Source organism: Kitasatospora sp. NPDC036934 (assembly GCF_055608425.1).
In genome coordinates, this window is the sequence record NZ_JBVJQR010000011.1 from 154,680 (window position 1) to 173,320 (window position 18,641).

An 18,641-nucleotide genomic window follows, 5' to 3' on the forward strand; every position below is an offset into this window, starting at 1 on the left:
GCACAGTAACGGCCGAGGCCGTGATCCGTCAGGATCGCGGCCTCGGCCGTTTGTCGTTCCGGCTGGACCTGGGGCCGCGGCCTCGGGGCTCTCGGGGCCGGAGACAGAGAAGAGCCGCGTACAGTCGCCCTCACCGACGTCCGTACGCGGCATCTCCGCCTGCCGGGGCGCTCTGCGAGCCGCTCTCGCCCGTCCGCGTGTCAACACGGTCGCGGCCTCCCCGGCGGCACTGCTCCCCGTCCCCAGGGGAACAGTGCCCGTTCTGGTGTACCTCTTACTACGGCCTTGGTGCCCTCGACGGCCTCAGCGGCCGATCAGCTCGGCCAGGGCCTCCGCCTGCTTCGCCAGCTGGTCCCACCCGCCGAACAGCAGCACCAGGAGCACGGCGCACGGCAGGGCCATGGCCAGCGCCACCGCAGGGTGCCGGGTGGGCGGCTCGGCGGACTGGGACTGGGTGAAGGCCGACCGAGGCCGGCGGGGGGTGCCCGTCTGCTGCGATGCCATGGCCCTGCTCCTGATCCGGTCGAGTTGGCGCGGTGGACGGCTTACCTCGGGGGACGAGCTCCCCGTCCACCGCTGGACACAACGCTATTGGTCGGGGGGCTTCCCGGGCGTCATGCCGTCGTACTGTTCCTCGGGCATCCCGGAGGATGACGCTCAGACTCAAGGCGTACTACCGAAGGGGGAGGGAGGTCCCGGCCCGTCCCCGAGGGAACCCTGAGGGGCAACCCCGAGAAACGATTCGGCACCCCTATGACCTGCAGTTCAGCGCACGATCCGACAATCGCATGGTGGCTTCAGGTGTTGCGTATCAGCACACCGCAGCGGGCAGTCCGTAAGCTGTGCCAGACAGGAACTGACGATGCCCCAACCGACGGGGCCTCACCCACAGGCTGACGGGGAACGAGACATGGCGATGATGCGGCTGAGGCGTGAGGACCCCCGCATCGTCGGGCCGTACCGCCTGCACCGGCGACTGGGCGCCGGCGGCATGGGTGTGGTCTACCTCGGCTCCGACCGCCGCGGACAGCGCGTCGCCCTCAAGCTGATCCGCGCCGAACTCGCCGAGGACCAGGAGTTCCGCACCCGCTTCGCCCGCGAGATCGCCGCCGCCTCCCGGATCCGGGGCGGCTGCACCGCCCGGGTCGTCGGCTCCGACATCGAGGCCGACCGCCCCTGGCTCGCCACCGCGTACGTCCCAGGGCCCTCCCTCTACAAGCGGGTCGGCGACGAAGGACCGCTCGGCTGGCCCGAGGCCGCCCGGATCGGGGCCGCGCTGGCCGACGGGCTGGTCAAGGTGCACGAGGCCGGGGTCGTCCACCGCGACCTCAAACCCTCCAACATCCTGCTCTCCCCGCGCGGGCCGCGGATCATCGACTTCGGCATCGCCTGGTCGCGCGGCGCCAGCACCCTCACCCACGTCGGCACCGCGGTCGGTTCCCCCGGCTTCCTCGCGCCCGAACAGGTACGCGGAGTCGCCGTCACCCCGGCCACCGACGTCTTCGCCTTCGGCGCCACCCTCGCCTACGCCCTCACCGGCGACACCCCCTTCGGCTCCGGGGCCTCCTCCGAGGTGATGCTGTACCGGGTCGTCCACGAGGAACCCGACCTCTCCGCCGTCCCCCCGCAGCTCGCCCCGCTCATCCGGGCCTGCCTCGCCAAGGAACCCGCCGAACGGCCCGGTGCCGCCGCCCTCCACGAGCGGCTCAGCGAACTGGCCGCGCGCGGCGCGGCCACCGCAGGCGGCGGGCGCGGCACCCGTCGAGGGGCCGCCCCGGCCGCAGCGCCCGTCGAACCGGCCGACGCCCCGCAGGCACCCCAGCAGGAGGGCGGGCGGCCGGGCGTACCGGCCCCCGGGCGCTCGCCCGAGCCCGCCGCACCCTCACCGCGGGCCCGCGCGGCCGGCCGGGCGGGCGGGCAGCCGGCCGGAGCGTCCGCACGGCGCCCGCACGGCGCGCCGCTCCCCCGGCCCGAGGCCACGCCCGTCACCCGTCCACTGCGGGAGCGCCCGCACACTCCGCCGCCGGCCAGACCCCGGCCCCGGGACCGGCAGCACACTCCGGCGCCCGGGGGGCGACCGGGCACCGCGCGGCAGCGGCTGCTGCGGCAGCGGCTGGTCGTCTTCGTCACCGTGACGATCGGCGTCGCGCTCGCCATCGCGGCGGCGCAGGGCTGCGAGAACCGGAGCAACCAAGGCGCACGACCGGCGGTCGGCCAGACCGCCACGGCCGGCCCCCGGGGCGGCGAACAGGCGGTGTCCGGGACCTCGGTGGACGTCGCACCGCAGACCACGGCGACACCGCTCCCGGCCGCCGCGCGCGGCACGGGGGACAGTGCGTTGGCGCCCGCGCAGGGGCCCGGGCCCGTGGTCGACTGGCCCAACCACAGTTATCCCGACGGGGCGGGCGGGCCGGCCGTCAACCTGAAGGACGGCCGTTCGGTCGGCGGCGGGCCCCAGGTCGCGCTGAGCGCGGTGCTGCCGGCCCGGTACAAGGGCCAGCCGGCCGCGGTGGTCGTGCTGCGGCGAGCCGAGGGGACGGCGCCGGTCGACCTCGTCCAGCTCTACACCTTCGCCGGGGACAACCCCGTCGCCACCACCTCCCGCACATCGACTGCCGACCCGCAGGCCACGGCCACCTGGCGCCTCGACGGCAGCGCGGTCGTCCGGGAAGAACGCGTCGCCGCCACCGGCGCGGTCATCTCCACCCGCTACACCGTGCGCGGCGACGGCACCCTCGACGAGTCCTGGCCCGGCGCCGGCGCGTCCGGCGGCACCGGCCTCACCACCCCTCCCCCGGCCGCCGCACCGGCACCGCCGACCGCCCCTGCGGGCTGAGCGCGGGGGCTCGGGCGGCGTTGCGTGGCCGGGGTGGGGAGTTCCGGCTGACGGAGCGATGGGGGTGGGCTGCGCGCGCAGGAAGTCGGATGGGTCGACTTCCTGCGCTGCGCGGAGAAAGCCGGTGGTGCGGGGGCAGGTGGGTGGACTTACGGCCGTGAGAACGCGGTGCCGCGGCAGGCGCGAGTTGCAGGGGTAGCAGCAGGAAGCCGGGCGGGCCGGAGTTCCGTGTGCGCGGGTTGTGAGGGGGGTCAGGGGGTGGTGACGGCGTAGAAGGCTACAGCGGCGGCGGCGCCTACGTTGAGGGAGTCGATGCCGTGGGCCATGGGGATGCGGACGGGGTGGTGGGCGGCGGCGATGGCTCGGGGGGTGAGGCCGTCGCCCTCGGCGCCGAGGAGGAGGGCGGTCTTGGGGAGGGTGTGGGGGGCGAGGGTGGCGAGGTCGACGGCGGTGTCGGCGGGGGTGAGGGCGAGGAGGGTGAAGCCGGCGTCGCGGACGGTCTCGAGGGCGGCGGGCCAGGGATCGAGGCGGGCGTAGGGGACCGCGAAGACGGCGCCCATGGAGACCTTGACGGCGCGGCGGTAGAGCGGGTCGGCGCAGTCGGGCGAGAGCAGGACGGCGTCCATGCCGAGGGCGGCGGCGCTGCGGAAGATCGCGCCGAGGTTGGTGTGGTCGACCAGGCCCTCCAGGACGGCGACCCGGCGGGCTCCGGCGAGCAGGTCGGTGGCGTCCGGCAGGGGCTTGCGCTCCATCGAGGCGAGGGCGCCGCGGTGGACGTGGTAGCCGGTGACGGCTTCGGCGAGCCCGGGTTCGACGACGTGGACGGGGACGTCGGCCTCGCTGATGACATCGGCCATCACGTCGAGCCACTTGGCGGTCAGCAGCATCGACCGCATCCGGTAGCCGGCCGAGAGGGCACGGCGGATGACCTTCTCCCCCTCGGCGATGAACAGGCCCTCGGCGGGTTCGCGGCGGCGGCGCAGTTCGACGTCGGTGAGGCCGGTGTAGTCGGCGAGGCGGGGGTCGGCCGGGTCGGTGATGGTGCTGGGTTCGGACACCCTGCGATCTTGCCAAGCCGGGGCGGGGAAGGCCAAACGGCGGAACGGGCGGGGTGGTCCCGGGCTAGTCTGAGTGTAAATATGACCGTATGGCCCGAAATCCGGGCCGATCCTGGGCTCCGTCGGCCTCTGGTGCCACCGGCGACGCCGGTTCCTCCGGTGGGCGCCCACACGGTCGGCAAGAACTGCCCCGCGCAAAGCGGCCGCAACCGGCACGGCACCGGTCGGTGGCCGGGCAAGTGTTCGCGCTGCAGATCCTGATCGTGCTGCTGCTGGTGGTGGGGGCCGGGGTGGCGCTGGTGGTGCAGTCGCGCAACGACGCCGACCACGAGGCACGCAACCGGTCGGTGGCGGTCGCCCAGTCCTTCGCCAACTCGCCGGGCATGGTGGCCGCGCTGCGCTCCCCCGACCCGACCGCGATCCTCCAGCCGAAGGCGCAGTCCGCGCGGATCGCCACCGGCGTGGACTTCATCGTCGTGCTCAACAACCAGGGCATCCGGTACACCCACCCCAACCCGGCCCGGATCGGCCATAAGTTCATCGGCACCTACGAGCCCGCGCTGCACGGCCAGGTGGTGACCGAGCACCTCACCGGCACGCTCGGACCGCTGGTCCAGGCGGTGGTCCCGGTGTACGCGCCGGACGGCTCGGTGGCCGGGATGGTCTCGGCCGGGGTCACCCTGAGCAAGGTCTCCACCGCGAGCGAGCGCCAGCTGCCGGTGGTGCTGGGCGCGGCGGCGGGCGCGATAGGACTGGCGACGCTGGGGACCGCCCTGATCAGCCGCCGGCTGCGGCGGCAGACCCACGGGTTGGGCCCGGTCGAGATGACCCGGATGTACGAGCACCACGCGGCGGTGCTGCACGCGGTGCGCGAGGGCGTGATGATCGTCGGCGGGGACGGGCGGCTGCTGCTCTGCAACGACGAGGCGCGCCGGCTGCTGGACCTTCCGCCGGACGCCGAGGGCCGCCCGGTGACCGACCTGGGCCTGGAGCCCGCACCACTGGAGCTGCTGACCGCCGACCGTCCAGTGAGCGACGAGGTGGTGCTGGCCGGCGAGCGGCTGCTGGCGGTGAACGTACGGCTGACCGACCAGGCCGGCGGCCCGCCCGGCTGCGTCGCCACGCTGCGCGACTCCACCGAGCTGATGGCGCTGACCGGGCGGGCCGAGGGCGCGCAGCGGCGGCTGCGGCTGCTGTACGACGCGGGGGTGACGGTGGGCAGTTCGCTGGACGTGACCCGGACGGCGGAGGAGCTGGCGCAGGTCGCGGTGCCGCGGTTCGCGGACTTCGTCACGGTGGACCTCGCCGAGCAGGTGCTGGCCGGTGAGGAGCCGCCGCCGGTCGGCTCGCTGGACCGGGTGCGCCGTACCGCGCTCGCCGGGACCGGGGACGACGCGCCGTTCCACCCGGTGGGCACCGTACTGGACGTGGTCCCGGCCACCCCGCTGGCCGGGACGCTGCACAGCGGCGTGCCCGGCCTGGAACCGCGGCTCGCGGAGGCGCAGGGCTGGCGGGAGCAGGACCCGGAGCAGTCGGCCCAGGCGTTGGCGTACGGGGTGCACTCGCTGGTGCGGGTGCCGCTGCGGGCCCGCGGGGCGCTGCTGGGGGTGGCCCGGTTCTGGCGGGCGGAGCGGCCGGAGCCGTTCGATCCGGAGGACCTGAAGCTGGCCGAGGAGCTGGTGGCGCACGCGGCGGTGTGCATCGACAACGCCCGCCGGTACACCCGTGAGCACGCGATGGCGGTGACCCTGCAGCACAGCCTGCTGCCGCGCAGCCTGCCGGACCAGGACGCGCTGGAGGTGGCGCACCGCTACCTGCCGGCCCAGGCCGGGGTGGGCGGGGACTGGTTCGACGTGATCCCGCTGCCGGGCGCGCGGGTGGCGCTGGTGGTCGGCGACGTGGTCGGCCACGGGCTGCACGCGGCGGCGACGATGGGACGGCTGCGGACCGCGATCCACAACTTCTCCACCCTCGACCTGCCGCCGGACGAGCTGCTGGGGCACCTGGACGAGCTGGTGAACCGGATCGACCAGGAGGAGGCCGGCGGCGCCGAGAACGCCGGCCTGACCGGGGCGACCTGCCTGTACGCGATCTACGACCCGGTGTCGCGGCGCTGCACGCTGGCCGGTGCCGGGCACCCGCCGCCGGCCGTGGTGGACCCGCAGGGCCGGGTGACCTTCCCGGAGCTGCCGATCGGGCCGCCGCTGGGGCTGGCGGTGCTGCCGTTCGAGACCGTCGAGCTGGAGCTGGCCGAGGGCAGCCGGCTGGTGCTGTACACGGACGGGCTGGTGGAGGACCGCGAGCGGGACATAGACGAGGGCCTGCAGCTGTTGCGCGCGGCGCTGGGCGGGCCGGCGCGGACGCCCGAGCAGACCTGCGCGGACGTGCTCGGGGCGATGCTGCCGGCGCATCCGCAGGACGACATCGCGCTGCTGGTCGCGGAGACCAGGGTGCTGGCGCCGGACCGGGTCGCCCAGTGGGACGTGCCCGCCGAACCGGCGGCGGTGGGGGCGGTGCGGGCGCAGGTGGCGAGGCGGCTCGCGGACTGGGGGCTGGAGGAGGCCGCGTTCGTCACCGAGCTGATCCTGAGCGAGCTGGTGACCAACGCGATCCGGTACGGCTCCGGGCCGATCCGGGTGCGGCTGCTCCGCGACCGCACGCTGATCTGCGAGGTGTCGGACGGCAGCAGCACCTCGCCGCACCTGCGGTACGCGGCGACCGAGGACGAGGGCGGGCGCGGGCTGTTCCTGGTCGCCCAGTTCGCGGACCGCTGGGGGACGCGTTACACGGAGACCGGGAAGGTCATCTGGACGGAGCAGCCGCTGGAGTAGCCGCGGCGTGGGAAGTCGGACCGGCCGACTTCCCACGCCGCGCGGGGCCTACCGCCGGAAGGCGGCCGCCAGCACGTTGACCACATCGCCGACCACGATCACCGCCGGGGGCTTGACGCCCTCGGCCTCGACCACGGCGGCGACGGTGCCCAGGGTGGCGTCCACCCGGCGCTGGGCGGCGGTGGTGCCCTCCTGGACGATCGCGACCGGGGTGTCAGCCGCCCGTCCGTGGGCGACCAGCTCGGCGGCGATCGCGCCGATCTTGTCCACGGCCATCAGCAGCACCAGGGTGCCGTTCATCCCGGCGACGGCCGGCCAGTTGGTGACCGAGCGCGGGTCGTCCGGGCCGACGTGGCCGGAGATCACGGTGAACTCCTGGGTCAGCCCGCGGTGGGTGACCGGGATGCCGGCCGACTCCGGGACGCTGATCGAGCTGGAGATGCCGGGCACCACGGTGACCGGGATGCCGGCCTCGGCACAGGCCAGCAGCTCCTCGCCGCCGCGGCCGAAGACGTACGGGTCGCCGCCCTTGAGCCGGACCACGAACTTCCCGGCCCTGGCGTGGTCGATCAGCGCCTGGTTGATCGCCTCCTGGGCCATCTGGCGCCCGTACGGGATCTTGGCGGCGTCGATCACCTCGACGTGCTCGGGCAGCTCGGCGAGCAGCTCGCGCGGGGCGAGGCGGTCGGCGACCACCACGTCGGCGTCGGCGAGCAGACGGCGGCCGCGCACGGTGATCAGGTCCGGGTCGCCCGGGCCGCCGCCGACCAGGGCGACGCCGGCGCCGTGCGCGCGGTAGGAGCGGGCGGCCAGCGAGCCGTCCCGCAGCCCGCCGACCACGGCGTCGCGCAGGGCCGCGGAGTGCCTGGGATCGCCGGTGAGCACCGCGACGGTGGCGCCGGCGTCCCGGCCGCTGGCCGGGGTCCAGGCGGTGGCGGCGGAGGCGTCGTCGCTGCGGGCGCAGAACACCCGCGAGCGCTCGGCCTCGGCGCTGACCGCCGCGTTGACCGCCGAGTCGTCGGTGGCGACCAGGACGTACCAGGCGCCGGTCAGGTCGCCGTCCGCGTACGGGCGGGCGTGCCAGGTCAGCTCACCCGCGTCGGCCATCGCCTGGACGGCCTGGGTGGTGGCCGGGGATATCAGGTGCAGCTCGGCGCCGGAGGCGATCAGCGCCGGCAGCCGACGCTGCGCGACCTGGCCGCCGCCGACCACGACGACGCGACGGCCGGCCAGCAGCAGGCCCACCGGGTACGGGGTACGGCCCTCGGTGCTGGGGTGCGGGGTGGGCGCGCTCATCGGCGGTGCTCCTGATCGGGGATGAGGGGTGCGGGGCAGTGCGGTGGTACGCCGCTCCGCGGGCCGGCGCGCCCTCGGGCCGGCCCGCGGAGCGGGTGAGGTGGTGCGTCAGGCCTTCTCGGTGACCCCGGCGGAGTCGAAGGTGGCTACATCGTGCATCGCGCGGGCCGCACTCTGCACCAGCGGGAGCGCCAGCAGGGCGCCGGTGCCCTCGCCGAGCCGCAGGTCCAGGTCGATCAGCGGACGCAGGCCGAGCTTCGCCAGCGCGGCCTGGTGGCCGGGCTCGGCGGAGCGGTGGCCGGCGATGCACGCGGCCAGTACCTCGGGGGCGATCGCCTTGGCGACCAGCGCGGCCGAACCGGCGATCACGCCGTCCAGCACCACCGGGGTGCGCAGCGACGCGGCTCCGAGCAGGAAGCCGGCGATGGCCGCGTGCTCCAGGCCGCCGATGGCGGCGAGGACGCCGATCGGGTCGTTCGGGTCGGGCTGGTGCAGGGCCAGCGCGGCGCGGATGACCTCGATCTTGCGGGCGTGGGTCTCGTCGTCGATGCCGGTGCCGCGGCCGGTGACCTCGGCCGGGTCCAGGCCGGTGAACACCGAGATCAGGGCGGCCGAGGCGGTGGTGTTGGCGATGCCCATGTCGCCGGTGACCAGTGCCTTGTTGCCCGCCGCGACCAGGTCGCGGGCGGTCTCGATGCCGACCTCGATGGCCTGGAGGGCCTCCTCGCGGGTCATCGCCGGGCCCTGGGTCATGTCCGCGGTGCCGGGCTTGACCTTGCGCGGCAGCAGACCGGTGGCGCGGCCCTGCTGGACGGCCTGCGGCAGCTCGGCGGCGACGCCGACGTCCACCACGCAGACCTCGGTGCCGATCTGCTTGGCGAAGGAGTTGATCACCGCTCCCCCGGCCAGGAAGTTGCCGACCATCTGGGCAGTCACCTCCTGCGGCCACGGGCTGACGCCCTGGGCGTGCACACCGTGGTCACCCGCGAAGATCGCCACGCAGGCGGGCTCCGGGATCGGCGGCGGGCACTTGCGCGACAGGCCGCACAGCTGGGCGGAGATGATCTCCAGCATGCCGAGCGAGCCGGCCGGCTTGGTCATCCGCTTCTGGCGGTCCCAGGCCTCGCCGAGCGCCTTGGCGTCCAGCGGGCGGATCCCGCGCAGGGTGTCGGCGAGCAGGCTCTGCGGCTCCTCGCCGGGCAGCGCGCGGTTGCCGTACTGCTCCTCGTGGACCACCCAGGCGAGCGGGCGCTTCTTGGCCCAGCCCTGCTGCTCCAGCTCCGGCTCGTCCGGGAAGGAGTCGACGAAGCCGACGCACAGGTAGGCGACGACCTCCAGGTGCTCGGGCAGGCCCAGCTCGCGGACCAGCTGCTCGTCGTCGAAGAAGCTCACCCAGCCGACGCCCAGGCCCTCGGCGCGGGCGGCCAGCCAGAGGTTCTCGACGGCCAGGGCGGCCGAGTACGGGGCCATCTGCGGCTGGGTGTGCCGGCCCAGGGTGTGCCGGCCGCCGCGGGTGCGGTCGGCGGTCACCACGATGTTCACCGGAGTCTCGAGGATGGCCTCGATCTTGATCTCCCGGAACTGCTTGGCCCGGCCCTTCGGCAGCGAGTCCGCGTACGCCTCGCGCTGGCGCTCGGCCAGGGCGTGCATCCGCCTGCGGGTCTTCGCCGAGCGGATCACCACGAAGTCCCACGGCTGCGAGTAGCCGACGCTGGGCGCGGTGTGGGCGGCCTCCAGGACGCGGATCAGCACCTCGTGCGGGATCGCGTCCGGGCGGAAGCCGTTGCGGATGTCGCGGCGCTCGCGGATCACCTGGTGGACTGCGTCGCGGCCGGCCTCGTCGTAGCCGGGGGCGGCGGGGCCGCGCGGCTCGGCGACCTGCTCGGCCTCGGCGGGCTGGTCAGCAGCGGCCTCGACGGGCTGCTCGGGCTGCTGGTCGGCGGGCTGCTCGGCCTGGGCCTCGGGCTGCGGCTCCCCGGTGGCGGGGGCCTCGGCCGCCTCAGCCTCGGGGGCGACGGCCTCGGCGGGCTGCTCCCCGGGCTGGTCGGCGGCGGCTTCGGCAGGCTGCGCGACCGGCTGCTCCGGCTGCTCGGCCTGCTCGGTGGCGGGGGCCTCCTCCTGGACGGCCTCCGGCGCGGTGGCGAGGGCGACGGGCTCGGCCTGCTCCGCGGTGGGCTCGCCCGTCGGCTCCTCGGCGGCCGGGGCCCCGACGGGCTGCTCGGCTTCGGGGGCGACCCCTTCGGCGGGCTGGGCGGCCTCGGCGGGCTGGTCGGCAGCGGCCTCGACCGGCTGCTCGGTGACCGGCTCGGCCTCGGCTTCGACGACCGGCTCGGCCGGTACGGCTTCCGGCTGATCACCCTCGGTGACGACGGGCTGGACGGCGACCGGCTCCGCCACGACGGTTTCGGCGGCAACGGCCTCGGCTGCGACGGCCTCCTGGTCGGCGTCCTCGGGGACGGCCTGGCCGGAGGGCATCTCACCGGTGCCGGCGGCGGTCTCGGCGGCCGGCTCGGCCGGGGCCTCGACGACCGGCTCGGCCTGCACCGCCTCGACCTGGGCCACCTCGGCCTCGGTCGTCTCGGCCTCGGTCGTCTCGGCCTCGGTCATCTCGGTGACCTGCCCGGCCTCCTGGACCGCCTCGGCGGCCGGGGCCGGCTCGTCGGCGGCCGCTATGGGAGCGGGCTGCTCCGCTGCCGCCTCCTCGGCCGCCGGGGCCTGCTGGGGCGCCTCGACCTTGGGAAGGCCGTGCGGGGTCGGGGCGGCGAGGAAGGCGGAGATCCGGCGCGGCTGGCCGGCCGGGGCGGCGGCCTCGGTCTGCTCGGCGGGCGCGGCGGGCGCCGGCTGCTCGGGGGCCACGACCGCCACGGCACCGGCCTCGGTCCCGGCAGTCTCGGTCACCGCAGTATCGGTCACCGCAGTATCGGGCGAGGCGGTCCCGGCAGTCCCGGTCGCAGCGGCCTCCGCGGTCTCCACGGCGGCGGCGTCCACGACCACGGTCTCGATCGCGGGGCTCTCCACGGCGGCGGTCTCGGCGACCGGCTGCTCGGCGGCCTCGGCCGGGGCCGGGGCCGGCTCGGCCGCCACGGCCTGGGCCGCCTGCGCGCCCTCGGGGACCGGCTGGACCCGGACGGCCTCGGCGACCGGCGCTGCCGGGACCGCCTCCGGGGTCTCGATGACCTCGACGACCTCGATCGCCCCGACCGTCTCGACGGTCATCAGCCCCTCGACCGGCGGCGCGGTCAGCGGCACCTGCTGGTAGCCCTGCGGCACCTGGTGAACCGTCGGACCGGCCTCGGCCGTGGTGGGAACCGGGGCCACCGGCGCGGTGGCCGCCATCGGGGCGGCGTGCGGCACGCCCTGCGGCGCGGCGCCCGGGACCGGCACGACGGCCTCGCCCATCGGCGGCCGGCCGACGACCGGGATGCCGTGCGCGGGCGTACCGCCCTGCGTCGGGCCGCGGTCGGCCAGCGAACGGACCGGCACCTGGCCGGTCATCAGCGAGGGGTCCGGGATCGGCGGACCGGCGTGCAGCGGGCGGCGCGGCGCCTGAGCCTGGGTCATCGGCTGCTGCGGCTGCGCCGGGGCGGCGTGCAGCGGCTGCTGGACGTGCTCACCGCCGAGCACCGGGGGGTCCACCGGCGGCCAGGACGGCTCCACCGGGGTGCCGTCCGACTGCGCGAACGGCGCCTGCTCGGCGCCCCAGGAGCCCTGCGGGCCTGGCATCAGCAGGACGTCGTCCTCGTCGTCCAACCCGTCCGGCTGATCGACGAAGTGGAACGCCGGACGGGCCGCGCCCTGGTCGACGGTCCAGCCGTCGCCCGGGGCGGCCGGGGCCGGCACGCCGGGGACGGCGAAGTTCGGCTGGCCCTGCGGCGGGATCACGCCCACGCCGGGCAGGCCGCCGACCGCCGCCGGGTGGGGGATCACCCCGCCGTCGGTCGCGACGCCCTGCAGGGGTGCAACGCCCGCGACGCCCTCCGGTCCGCCGAGCGGGTCCGGCCCGGCGTTCAGGTGCTCCGGCAGTCCCTCGCCCGGGACGTGGCCGCCATCGGTCATTGTCAAAGCTCCTTCCAGGCCGCTGCCGCGCCCCTTGGCGACGCGATCACCGACCGCAGCGCCCATCCGCACGGGCCGGGCCTGCACCGACCCGCCCCTCAACACACGCGGCCGCCGCGCCGTGGCGCTGCGGCCCAAGTCCTTCCGGCGCGCTGCGGCACCCCGGCCCGGGCACCGCCGATGAGGGCGGTGCACCATCTGAATCAACGACAACCCGGAGCAACCGGCACGACCGCACCGGACCCTACGGCATTCTCCAGGTCCAGCACGCGGCCCGTCGAATTGCCCACACTCCGAGCGGAACCGGGTTGCACCACGTCAAAAAGGTGACAAACCGACCGAATCGGGTGGGTCGTCGGCGGCTGCAGCCGCCTGGGACGCCACACTACCGGCCCGGCGCGGCGACCTCTCGAATCGGTGTCCGGATGCGACCTGGATCACCGCGCGGTGCGTCCGGCGGCCCCGGCGCGCACCCGAGGCCTTCACACGATCTGCTCACCCCAGAGCAGCAGTGCGCCGCTCGCGCCCGCCCCGAGCGCCAGTGCGCCGCCGTCCTCGGCGGCCTGCAGCGGGGTGGACTGCAGCAGCGTGCCGTCCGCCCGGTACCCGGCCCCGGCGATCGCCCGGTGGATCTCCTCGGCCTCGGCGAAGGTCCGGGCGACGGCGACGAAGCGCTCGGGCTTTCGGGCCAGTACCGCGCGCACCACGTCGAGGCCGCCGGACTCCACCACCGCCGCGTCCGGCTCCGGCAGTCCGCCCAGCACCTCGGGGCCCTTCCCGTACACCGTCTCCACCTCGACCCCGTACCGGCGGGCGTTGACGGTGAGTCGGGCGCAGGCCGAGCGGGAGCCCTCGACGGCGACCACGGCGGCGCCGAACCGGGCCGCCTCCACCGCGAGGGCGCCGCTGCCCGCGCCGACCGACCAGACGAGGTCCCCGGGACGTGCACCCAGACGGGCCAGCACCAGGGCGCGCACGTGCGCGGGCAGCGCCTCCGATGCGCCCGGCTCGTCCGCCGTGCGCCCGGCGCCCGCGTAGGCGTCGCCGGGGAGCGCCCAGCCGCGGTCCGCGCCGGGGTAGCCGAGCGGGCGCCCGGCGAGCCAGCCGGCCGCCTCGCCGACCGCGCCGGCCTGGGCACCGCCGCCGATCACCAGCACCACGTTGGGGTCGCGCCAGACGTGGTCGGCGATCCGGTCGGAGGTGAGGACGGTGACGTCCTCCTCCGGGGTGCCGAGGGCCTCGCAGACCACGAAGGTGCGGTGCACCCCGCGCAGCATCAGGGCGAGTTCGCCCGGCCCGGCGCCCGGGGCGGTGAGCACCGCGACCTTGGGGTGGGCCCGGCAGATGTTGGCCGCGCGGCGCAGCCGTCCGCCGTGGGCGCTGACCACCTGGGCGTCCTCCCAGGGCATGCCGGCCCGGGCGAAGGCGGTGGCGACGGAGGAGACGGCGGGCAGGACTTCGAGTTCGAGGCCGTACTCGGGGCGGCGCAGGGTGCGCACCACGCCGAAGAAACCCGGGTCCCCCTCGGCGACCACGACGGCGGCGCCGCGGTGCTCGGCGATCGTGCGGGCGGCCTGCTGGATGTTGCCGAGGGCGAGCCGCTCGGCGTCCTCCGGCACCGGGAGGGCGTCCAGTTGGTAGGGCGCTCCGGCCACCAGGGTCGCCGCGGCGAGGGCCGCGCCGGCGGCCTCGGTCAGTGGCGTACCGTCCCACCCGATGACCGTGATCCGGTCAGCCATCTGCGGCCGTTCTCCCTCGACTCGTTGCGCGGCTCGTGGCGCCGGCTGTGCGGCGCCGGTGGAGAGGCTACCGGGTGTGGTCCCCCGGAGGCCGACATCTCGCACACATGTCCGCGCCGCGCGGGTGACCGGCGGGGGAACGCGGAGGAATGCGGGGGGAGGGATCAGTCGCGCAGCACGTAGCGGTGGTCGCCGTGCCAGCCGTCGCGGTGCAGTTCGGGCGACTCCAGGTCCTCCGGGAGCAGGCTCCACAGGATCAGGTCGCTGCGGCTCTCTTCCACGACCTCGCCGGACTCGCCGCGGACTATCCAGGCGCTGCGCAGCACGCCCTCGCTGATGCCGCCGATCTTCTGGGCGACCTGCTGGGCGGAGGTGTTGCCGGCGGCGGTGCGCAGCTCCAGGCGCAGGAAGCCGCGGTCCTCGAACAACCACTGGGCGACGCCGAGGACGGCCTCCGGGGCGTAGCCCTCGCCGCGGGCCCAGACGGCGGTGACGTAGGAGATCTCGGTGCTGCGCAGCCGCCAGTCGGTGTTGCGCAGTTCGACCAGGCCGACCAGGCGCTGGGTGAGATGCTCGGTGACGGCGAAGACGATGCCGCGCCCGTCGGCGCGGTGGGCGGGGGCGAGGGTGCGGGCGAGCTCGGCCGCGTACTCCTCGGTGAAGGGGTGCGGGAGGTCGGTCCAGGCCAGTACGAGGTCGTCGGCCATCATGGCGGCCAGGCCCGGGGCGTCGTCCTCCGCAAGGGGCCGCAGCAGCAGCCGTTCGGTGCTGATGGCGGTCTCGGGGAAGCTCGCTGCCATGCCGTCTCTCCTCGCCGGGTTGTGAACACACCACCGTACGCCTCCGGCGCGCCCCGGGTATCACGCGGTGCGCGGGCCGCGCGACGGTTCGTCAGAACCCGCTCTGCCGTGGTGTCCCTGGTGCATACTGCCCGACCGGGCCCCCGCCGAGGTGCGGCGGGGGCCCGGTCGGGCAGTACGAGGTATGACCGTACGACGATCAGAAGGCCGGGATGACCGAGCCCTGGAAGGTGTCGTTGATGTACTTCTTGACCTCGTCGGAGTGCAGCAGCTCGGCCAGCTTCTTCACCCGCGGGTCGTTCTCCTTGCCCTTCTTGACGGCGAGGATGTTGGCGTACGGGTTGCCCTCGGCCTTCTCCAGCACCAGGGCGTCGGTGGCCGGCTTCAGGCCGGAGTCGATCGCGTAGTTGCCGTTGATCACGGCGGCGTCGAGGTCGGCGATGGAGCGGGGCAGCTGGGCGGCCTCCAGCTCCTTCCACTTGAAGTTCTTCGGGTTGCCCGTCACGTCCGCCGGAGTGGCGGCGGTGCCGGCGCCGTCCTTGAGGGTGATGAGCTTGTTGTCGGCGAGCAGCTTGAGCGCCCGGCCCTCGTTGGTGGCGTCGTTCGGCACGCCGATGGTGGCGCCGTCCGGCAGGTCGTTGATGGACTTGACCTTCTTGGAGTAGACGCCCAGCGGCTCCAGGTGAACGGGCTCGACCGGGACGATGTCGGTGCCGTTCTTCTTGTTGAAGTCCTCCAGGTACGGGACGTGCTGGAAGTAGTTGGCGTCGGCCGAACCGTCCTGCACCGCCGTGTTGGGGGTCACGTAGTCGGTGACCTCCTTGACGTCGAGCTTCAGGCCCGCCTTGGCCGCGAGGTTGTCCTTGACGAACTTGAGGATCTGCGCGTGCGGCGTCGGGCTGGCCACGACCTTCAGCGGCGCGTTCGGGTCCGAGGAGGACGAACCCGAGCTGCCGCAGGCGGCCAGCGACAGGGCGAGGCCGGCGGTGGCGAGAACACTGGTGAACTTCAGAACGTTGCGCACGAAAAGTGCCTTTCTGCGTGGTGCGGGGAGCCGCGTCCGGAGGTCGGACGGGGGAGGTCTAGGAGGCGACGAGGTCTTCGTCGGGGGCGGTGGCACGCGGGGGGAGCAGGCGGGTGCGTCCGCCGCCGCGGCCCCGGTTGGCCAGCCGGCGCACGGCGTAGTCGCCGGCCAGCTGGATGACCGTGACGATGATCGCGATCTCGGCCACGATGATCCACATGAAGGTGGTCTCGAAGCGCAGGTAGCCGTACCGGTAGGCGAGGTCGCCGAGGCCGCCGCCGCCGACCGTGCCGGCCATCGCGGAGTAGCCGATCAGCGCGATGACGGTGGTGGTGACGGAGGCGACGATGCCGGGCAGCGCCTCGGGCACCAGCGTCTTGCGCACCAGCGTCCAGGTGCTGCCGCCCATCGCCTGGACGGCCTCGATCAGGCCGCGGTCGACCTCACGGACGGAGGTCTCGACCAGCCGGGCGAAGAACGGGATCGCACCGACCGTCAGCGGCACGGTCGCGGCCTGCCAGCCGAGGGAGTTGCCGGTCAGCCACCGGGTGAAGGAGATCAGCGCGATCATCAGGATGATGAACGGCAGCGAGCGGGTGAGGTTCACGATCGCGCCGAGCACCTTGTTCACCGGCTGGTTCTGCAGCGCCCCGCCCTTGGAGGTGAGCACCAGCAGGACGCCGAGCGGCAGGCCGAGCAGCACGGTGCAGACGGTCGAGACCCCGACCATCTGGAAAGTCTCCTGAGTGGCGGGCCACATCAGGTCCTGCATCTGGTCCCAGCTCAGGCCAGTCATGCCACCGCTCCGTTCGCCGCGCCGATCACGTCCACCTGCAGGCCCTGCTCGCGCAGGTAGCCGATCGGCACCACGTTGTCCTGGTGGCCGCCGGGCAGCTCGACCCGCATCCGGCCGACCATCCGGCCGGCGATGGTCTCCACCGCGGCGCCGAGGATGTTGATGTCGATCTGGTACGTGCGGGCCAGCTGGGAGACGAAGGGCTGCGCCGGGGTGTCGCCCTGGAAGGTGATCTCCAGGACGGTCGCGCCGGGGTGGCCGGTGCCGAACTCGCTGAGCGGGAACAGCTCACGGGCCAGCTCGGAGCCGGGCTCGGCCAGCAGGTCGGTCAGCTCGCCGGACTCCACCACCCGGCCGCCGCGCATCAGGGCGGCAGAGTCGCAGACGGACTTGATGACGTCCATCTCGTGGGTGATCAGCAGGACGGTCAGGCCCAGCTGCTGGTTGAGGTCGCGCAGCAGCTTGAGGATCGAGCGGGTGGTCTCCGGGTCGAGCGCCGAGGTGGCCTCGTCGGAGAGCAGCACCTTGGGGTCGCCGGCCAGGGCGCGGGCGATGCCGACCCGCTGCTTCTGGCCGCCGGAGAGCTGGTTGGGGTAGCTGCGGGCCTTGTCGCCGAGGCCGACCAGGTCGAGCAGTTCGGCGGCCTTGCGGCGGCGCTGGGTGCGGTCCAGGCCGATGATCTCCAGCGGGAGTTCGACGTTCTGCTGCACCGTGCGGGAGGAGAGCAGGTTGAAGTGCTGGAAGACCATGCCGATCCGGCGGCGCGCCTCGCGCAGGTCCTTGCCGGCCCGGTTCTCGCCGCCGGACAGCGCGGTCAGCTCGACCCCGTCCACGGTGACCGTGCCGGAGGTCGGACGCTCCAGCATGTTCACGCAGCGGATGAGGGTGGACTTGCCGGCGCCGCTGGTGCCGACGACTCCGTAGACCTCGCCCGGGCGGACGTGCAGGTCGACACCGGCGAGGGCGGTCACCTCACGGCCTCGGGAACGGTAGACCTTCGTCAGGTCCGTGGTGGTGATCACAGCTGCTTCCGTGGGTCGGGGGCGGGCGGCGGTGTCGGCCGTTCGACCGGGTGTGCGGTCGGCGGCGTCCTACGACGCGTCACCAGGGGGATCCGGACCTGCCACTCCTTGATCGTGGCCGCAGAACGGCCGGGCCGCGCGACGGCGTGGCCCTAACGAGTCATCGACGGCCGCGGGTGGGCGGGCACGCCGGAGGGAGGGATTCCGGTCTTCCGGGAGGGCGGCGCGCTCACACGGGCGGGAGCGGCACCGGAGTCTCGCTTCGGGGCGCGAGGTCTCGCTTCGGGGCGCGAGGAGGAGGCACCCTCGACGGGGTGCCGGGGGCGGTGGCCCTCAGCAGTGACACATTCGACGGCACATGGCACGCTCACCTGCCGGCAGCGTGCCGGTGGGGGTCCAGTTCGTCGTCGCAGTCATGTGAGCCAGTAAAACAGATGGGTCGATTTACGCCCAACTGTTCGGGCCCGACTGTCCGCATTGCGGACACGGGCCGCCCCGGAACTGCGGCGGAACGCCTCGACGCCGCCACCGGGGCGTCCGGATGGTGGCAGCGTCGAGGTGCCCGGGTGCGGGCGGGGCTCAGGCGGTCGCCGCCAGCGGGGCGGCGACCGGCTTCTCCAGGTGCACGAAGCTCAGCCGACTGGTGACCGGCTCGACCGCGGTCTGCCGGTAGCCCTGGCGGGCGTACAACCGCAGGTTGCCGAGACTCCGGTGACCGGTGAACAGCCGGAAGGCCGTCACCTGGCGGCCGTCCTCGGTCAGCCGGCGCTCAAGCGCGTCCAGGAGCCGGCCGCCCAGGCCGTGCCGCTGCATCCGCGGGTGGACCACCAGACGCCCTATCCGGCCGATGCCCTCGGCGTCCACATGACCGCGCACGGCGCCGACCACCTCGTCGCCCAGCCGGGCGACGAGGACGTGCTGCTCGGTCAGTTCGGCGCGCAGGCTCTCCAGGGTCTGCGTCAGGGGCTCGATCGCCCAATCGCCGTACAGCTCCGCCTCGGGCTGGTAGCCCAGGTACTGGAGCTTGAGGATCTGCTCCGCGTCCTCGGCCGCAGCAGCCGAGATGATCACGCTCATGCCCATGTGGAGGGGCCTCCCCAGTCGTCGTGCCCGGCGCGCAGAGGGTGGCGCGCTCACGCTCAGTATCCGAGCGTATGCGCCACCGTCAAGAGTGACGTTCGCC

11 protein-coding genes and 1 pseudogene are annotated in these 18,641 nt (G+C 74.5%); 2 read left to right on the plus strand and 10 right to left on the minus strand.

Features of this window, described 5'->3' with window-relative positions:
- Nucleotides 1-303: 303 nt before the first annotated feature.
- Nucleotides 304-504 carry a hypothetical protein gene (locus ACZ7BZ_RS18740; protein ID WP_380462945.1) on the minus strand — a complete coding sequence of 67 codons (201 nt, stop codon included), beginning with the start codon at nt 502-504 and terminating at the stop codon, nt 304-306.
- A 406-nt stretch (nt 505-910) separates the two neighbouring features.
- On the opposite strand from ACZ7BZ_RS18740, the pseudogene ACZ7BZ_RS18745 reads away from it, so the two are divergent.
- Nucleotides 911-2,167 (plus strand): annotated as a pseudogene (locus ACZ7BZ_RS18745) (serine/threonine-protein kinase); the annotation flags it as partial.
- A 920-nt stretch (nt 2,168-3,087) separates the two neighbouring features.
- Here the strand turns inward: ACZ7BZ_RS18745 and ACZ7BZ_RS18750 are convergent.
- Nucleotides 3,088-3,894, minus strand: a complete 807-nt coding sequence (locus ACZ7BZ_RS18750) for a TrmH family RNA methyltransferase (RefSeq protein WP_470359236.1) — start codon at nt 3,892-3,894, stop codon at nt 3,088-3,090.
- 227 nt (nt 3,895-4,121) lie between these two features.
- Here ACZ7BZ_RS18750 and ACZ7BZ_RS18755 point away from each other — a divergent pair, with 227 nt between their 5' ends.
- A complete protein-coding gene (locus tag ACZ7BZ_RS18755; protein ID WP_470359237.1) occupies nt 4,122-6,725 on the plus strand; it encodes a SpoIIE family protein phosphatase in 2,604 nt (867 codons plus the stop codon).
- A gap of 48 nt (nt 6,726-6,773) precedes the next feature.
- On the opposite strand, the gene cobA is transcribed toward ACZ7BZ_RS18755, so the two are convergent.
- The 8 genes from cobA to ACZ7BZ_RS18795 form a co-directional block, all read right to left on the minus strand.
- Nucleotides 6,774-8,021, minus strand: a complete 1,248-nt coding sequence (gene cobA / locus ACZ7BZ_RS18760) for a uroporphyrinogen-III C-methyltransferase (RefSeq protein ID WP_470359238.1) — start codon at nt 8,019-8,021, stop codon at nt 6,774-6,776.
- Between the two features lie 108 nt (nt 8,022-8,129).
- A complete protein-coding gene (gene cobT, locus ACZ7BZ_RS18765) occupies nt 8,130-12,077 on the minus strand; it encodes a nicotinate-nucleotide--dimethylbenzimidazole phosphoribosyltransferase (protein WP_470359239.1) in 3,948 nt (1,315 codons plus the stop codon).
- Between the two features lie 482 nt (nt 12,078-12,559).
- Nucleotides 12,560-13,816 (minus strand): precorrin-6y C5,15-methyltransferase (decarboxylating) subunit CbiE, encoded by a 1,257-nt coding sequence (cbiE, locus tag ACZ7BZ_RS18770; RefSeq protein ID WP_470359240.1) that lies wholly within the window; start codon nt 13,814-13,816, stop codon nt 12,560-12,562.
- Between the two features lie 164 nt (nt 13,817-13,980).
- Nucleotides 13,981-14,616: a GNAT family N-acetyltransferase gene (locus ACZ7BZ_RS18775; RefSeq protein ID WP_470359241.1), complete on the minus strand. Its 636-nt coding sequence runs from the start codon at nt 14,614-14,616 to the stop codon at nt 13,981-13,983.
- Nucleotides 14,617-14,815: 199 nt separating this feature from the next.
- Complete coding sequence (locus ACZ7BZ_RS18780) at nt 14,816-15,640, minus strand: MetQ/NlpA family ABC transporter substrate-binding protein (protein ID WP_470359242.1); 825 nt, start codon at nt 15,638-15,640, stop codon at nt 14,816-14,818.
- Between the two features lie 58 nt (nt 15,641-15,698).
- Entirely contained in the window at nt 15,699-16,427 is a 729-nt protein-coding gene (locus tag ACZ7BZ_RS18785) for a methionine ABC transporter permease (protein ID WP_470359319.1), read from the minus strand.
- 5 nt (nt 16,428-16,432) lie between these two features.
- Nucleotides 16,433-17,458, minus strand: coding sequence for a methionine ABC transporter ATP-binding protein (locus tag ACZ7BZ_RS18790; protein ID WP_380462191.1), 1,026 nt, complete (start codon nt 17,456-17,458; stop codon nt 16,433-16,435).
- 579 nt (nt 17,459-18,037) lie between these two features.
- Nucleotides 18,038-18,541 (minus strand): GNAT family N-acetyltransferase, encoded by a 504-nt coding sequence (locus ACZ7BZ_RS18795; protein ID WP_470359243.1) that lies wholly within the window; start codon nt 18,539-18,541, stop codon nt 18,038-18,040.
- Nucleotides 18,542-18,641 lie beyond the last annotated feature (100 nt).

Bases quoted from the DNA above. Each gene is read 5' to 3' on its own strand.
- ACZ7BZ_RS18795 (WP_470359243.1), bottom strand. From the start codon at position 18,541: ATGGGCATGAGCGTGATCATCTCGGCTGCTGCGGCCGAGGACGCGGAG.
- ACZ7BZ_RS18775 (WP_470359241.1), bottom strand. From the start codon at position 14,616: ATGGCAGCGAGCTTCCCCGAGACCGCCATCAGCACCGAACGGCTGCTG.
- cbiE (WP_470359240.1), bottom strand. From the start codon at position 13,816: ATGGCTGACCGGATCACGGTCATCGGGTGGGACGGTACGCCACTGACC.
- cobT (WP_470359239.1), bottom strand. From the start codon at position 12,077: ATGACCGATGGCGGCCACGTCCCGGGCGAGGGACTGCCGGAGCACCTG.
- ACZ7BZ_RS18740 (WP_380462945.1), bottom strand. From the start codon at position 504: ATGGCATCGCAGCAGACGGGCACCCCCCGCCGGCCTCGGTCGGCCTTC.
- cobA (WP_470359238.1), bottom strand. From the start codon at position 8,021: ATGAGCGCGCCCACCCCGCACCCCAGCACCGAGGGCCGTACCCCGTAC.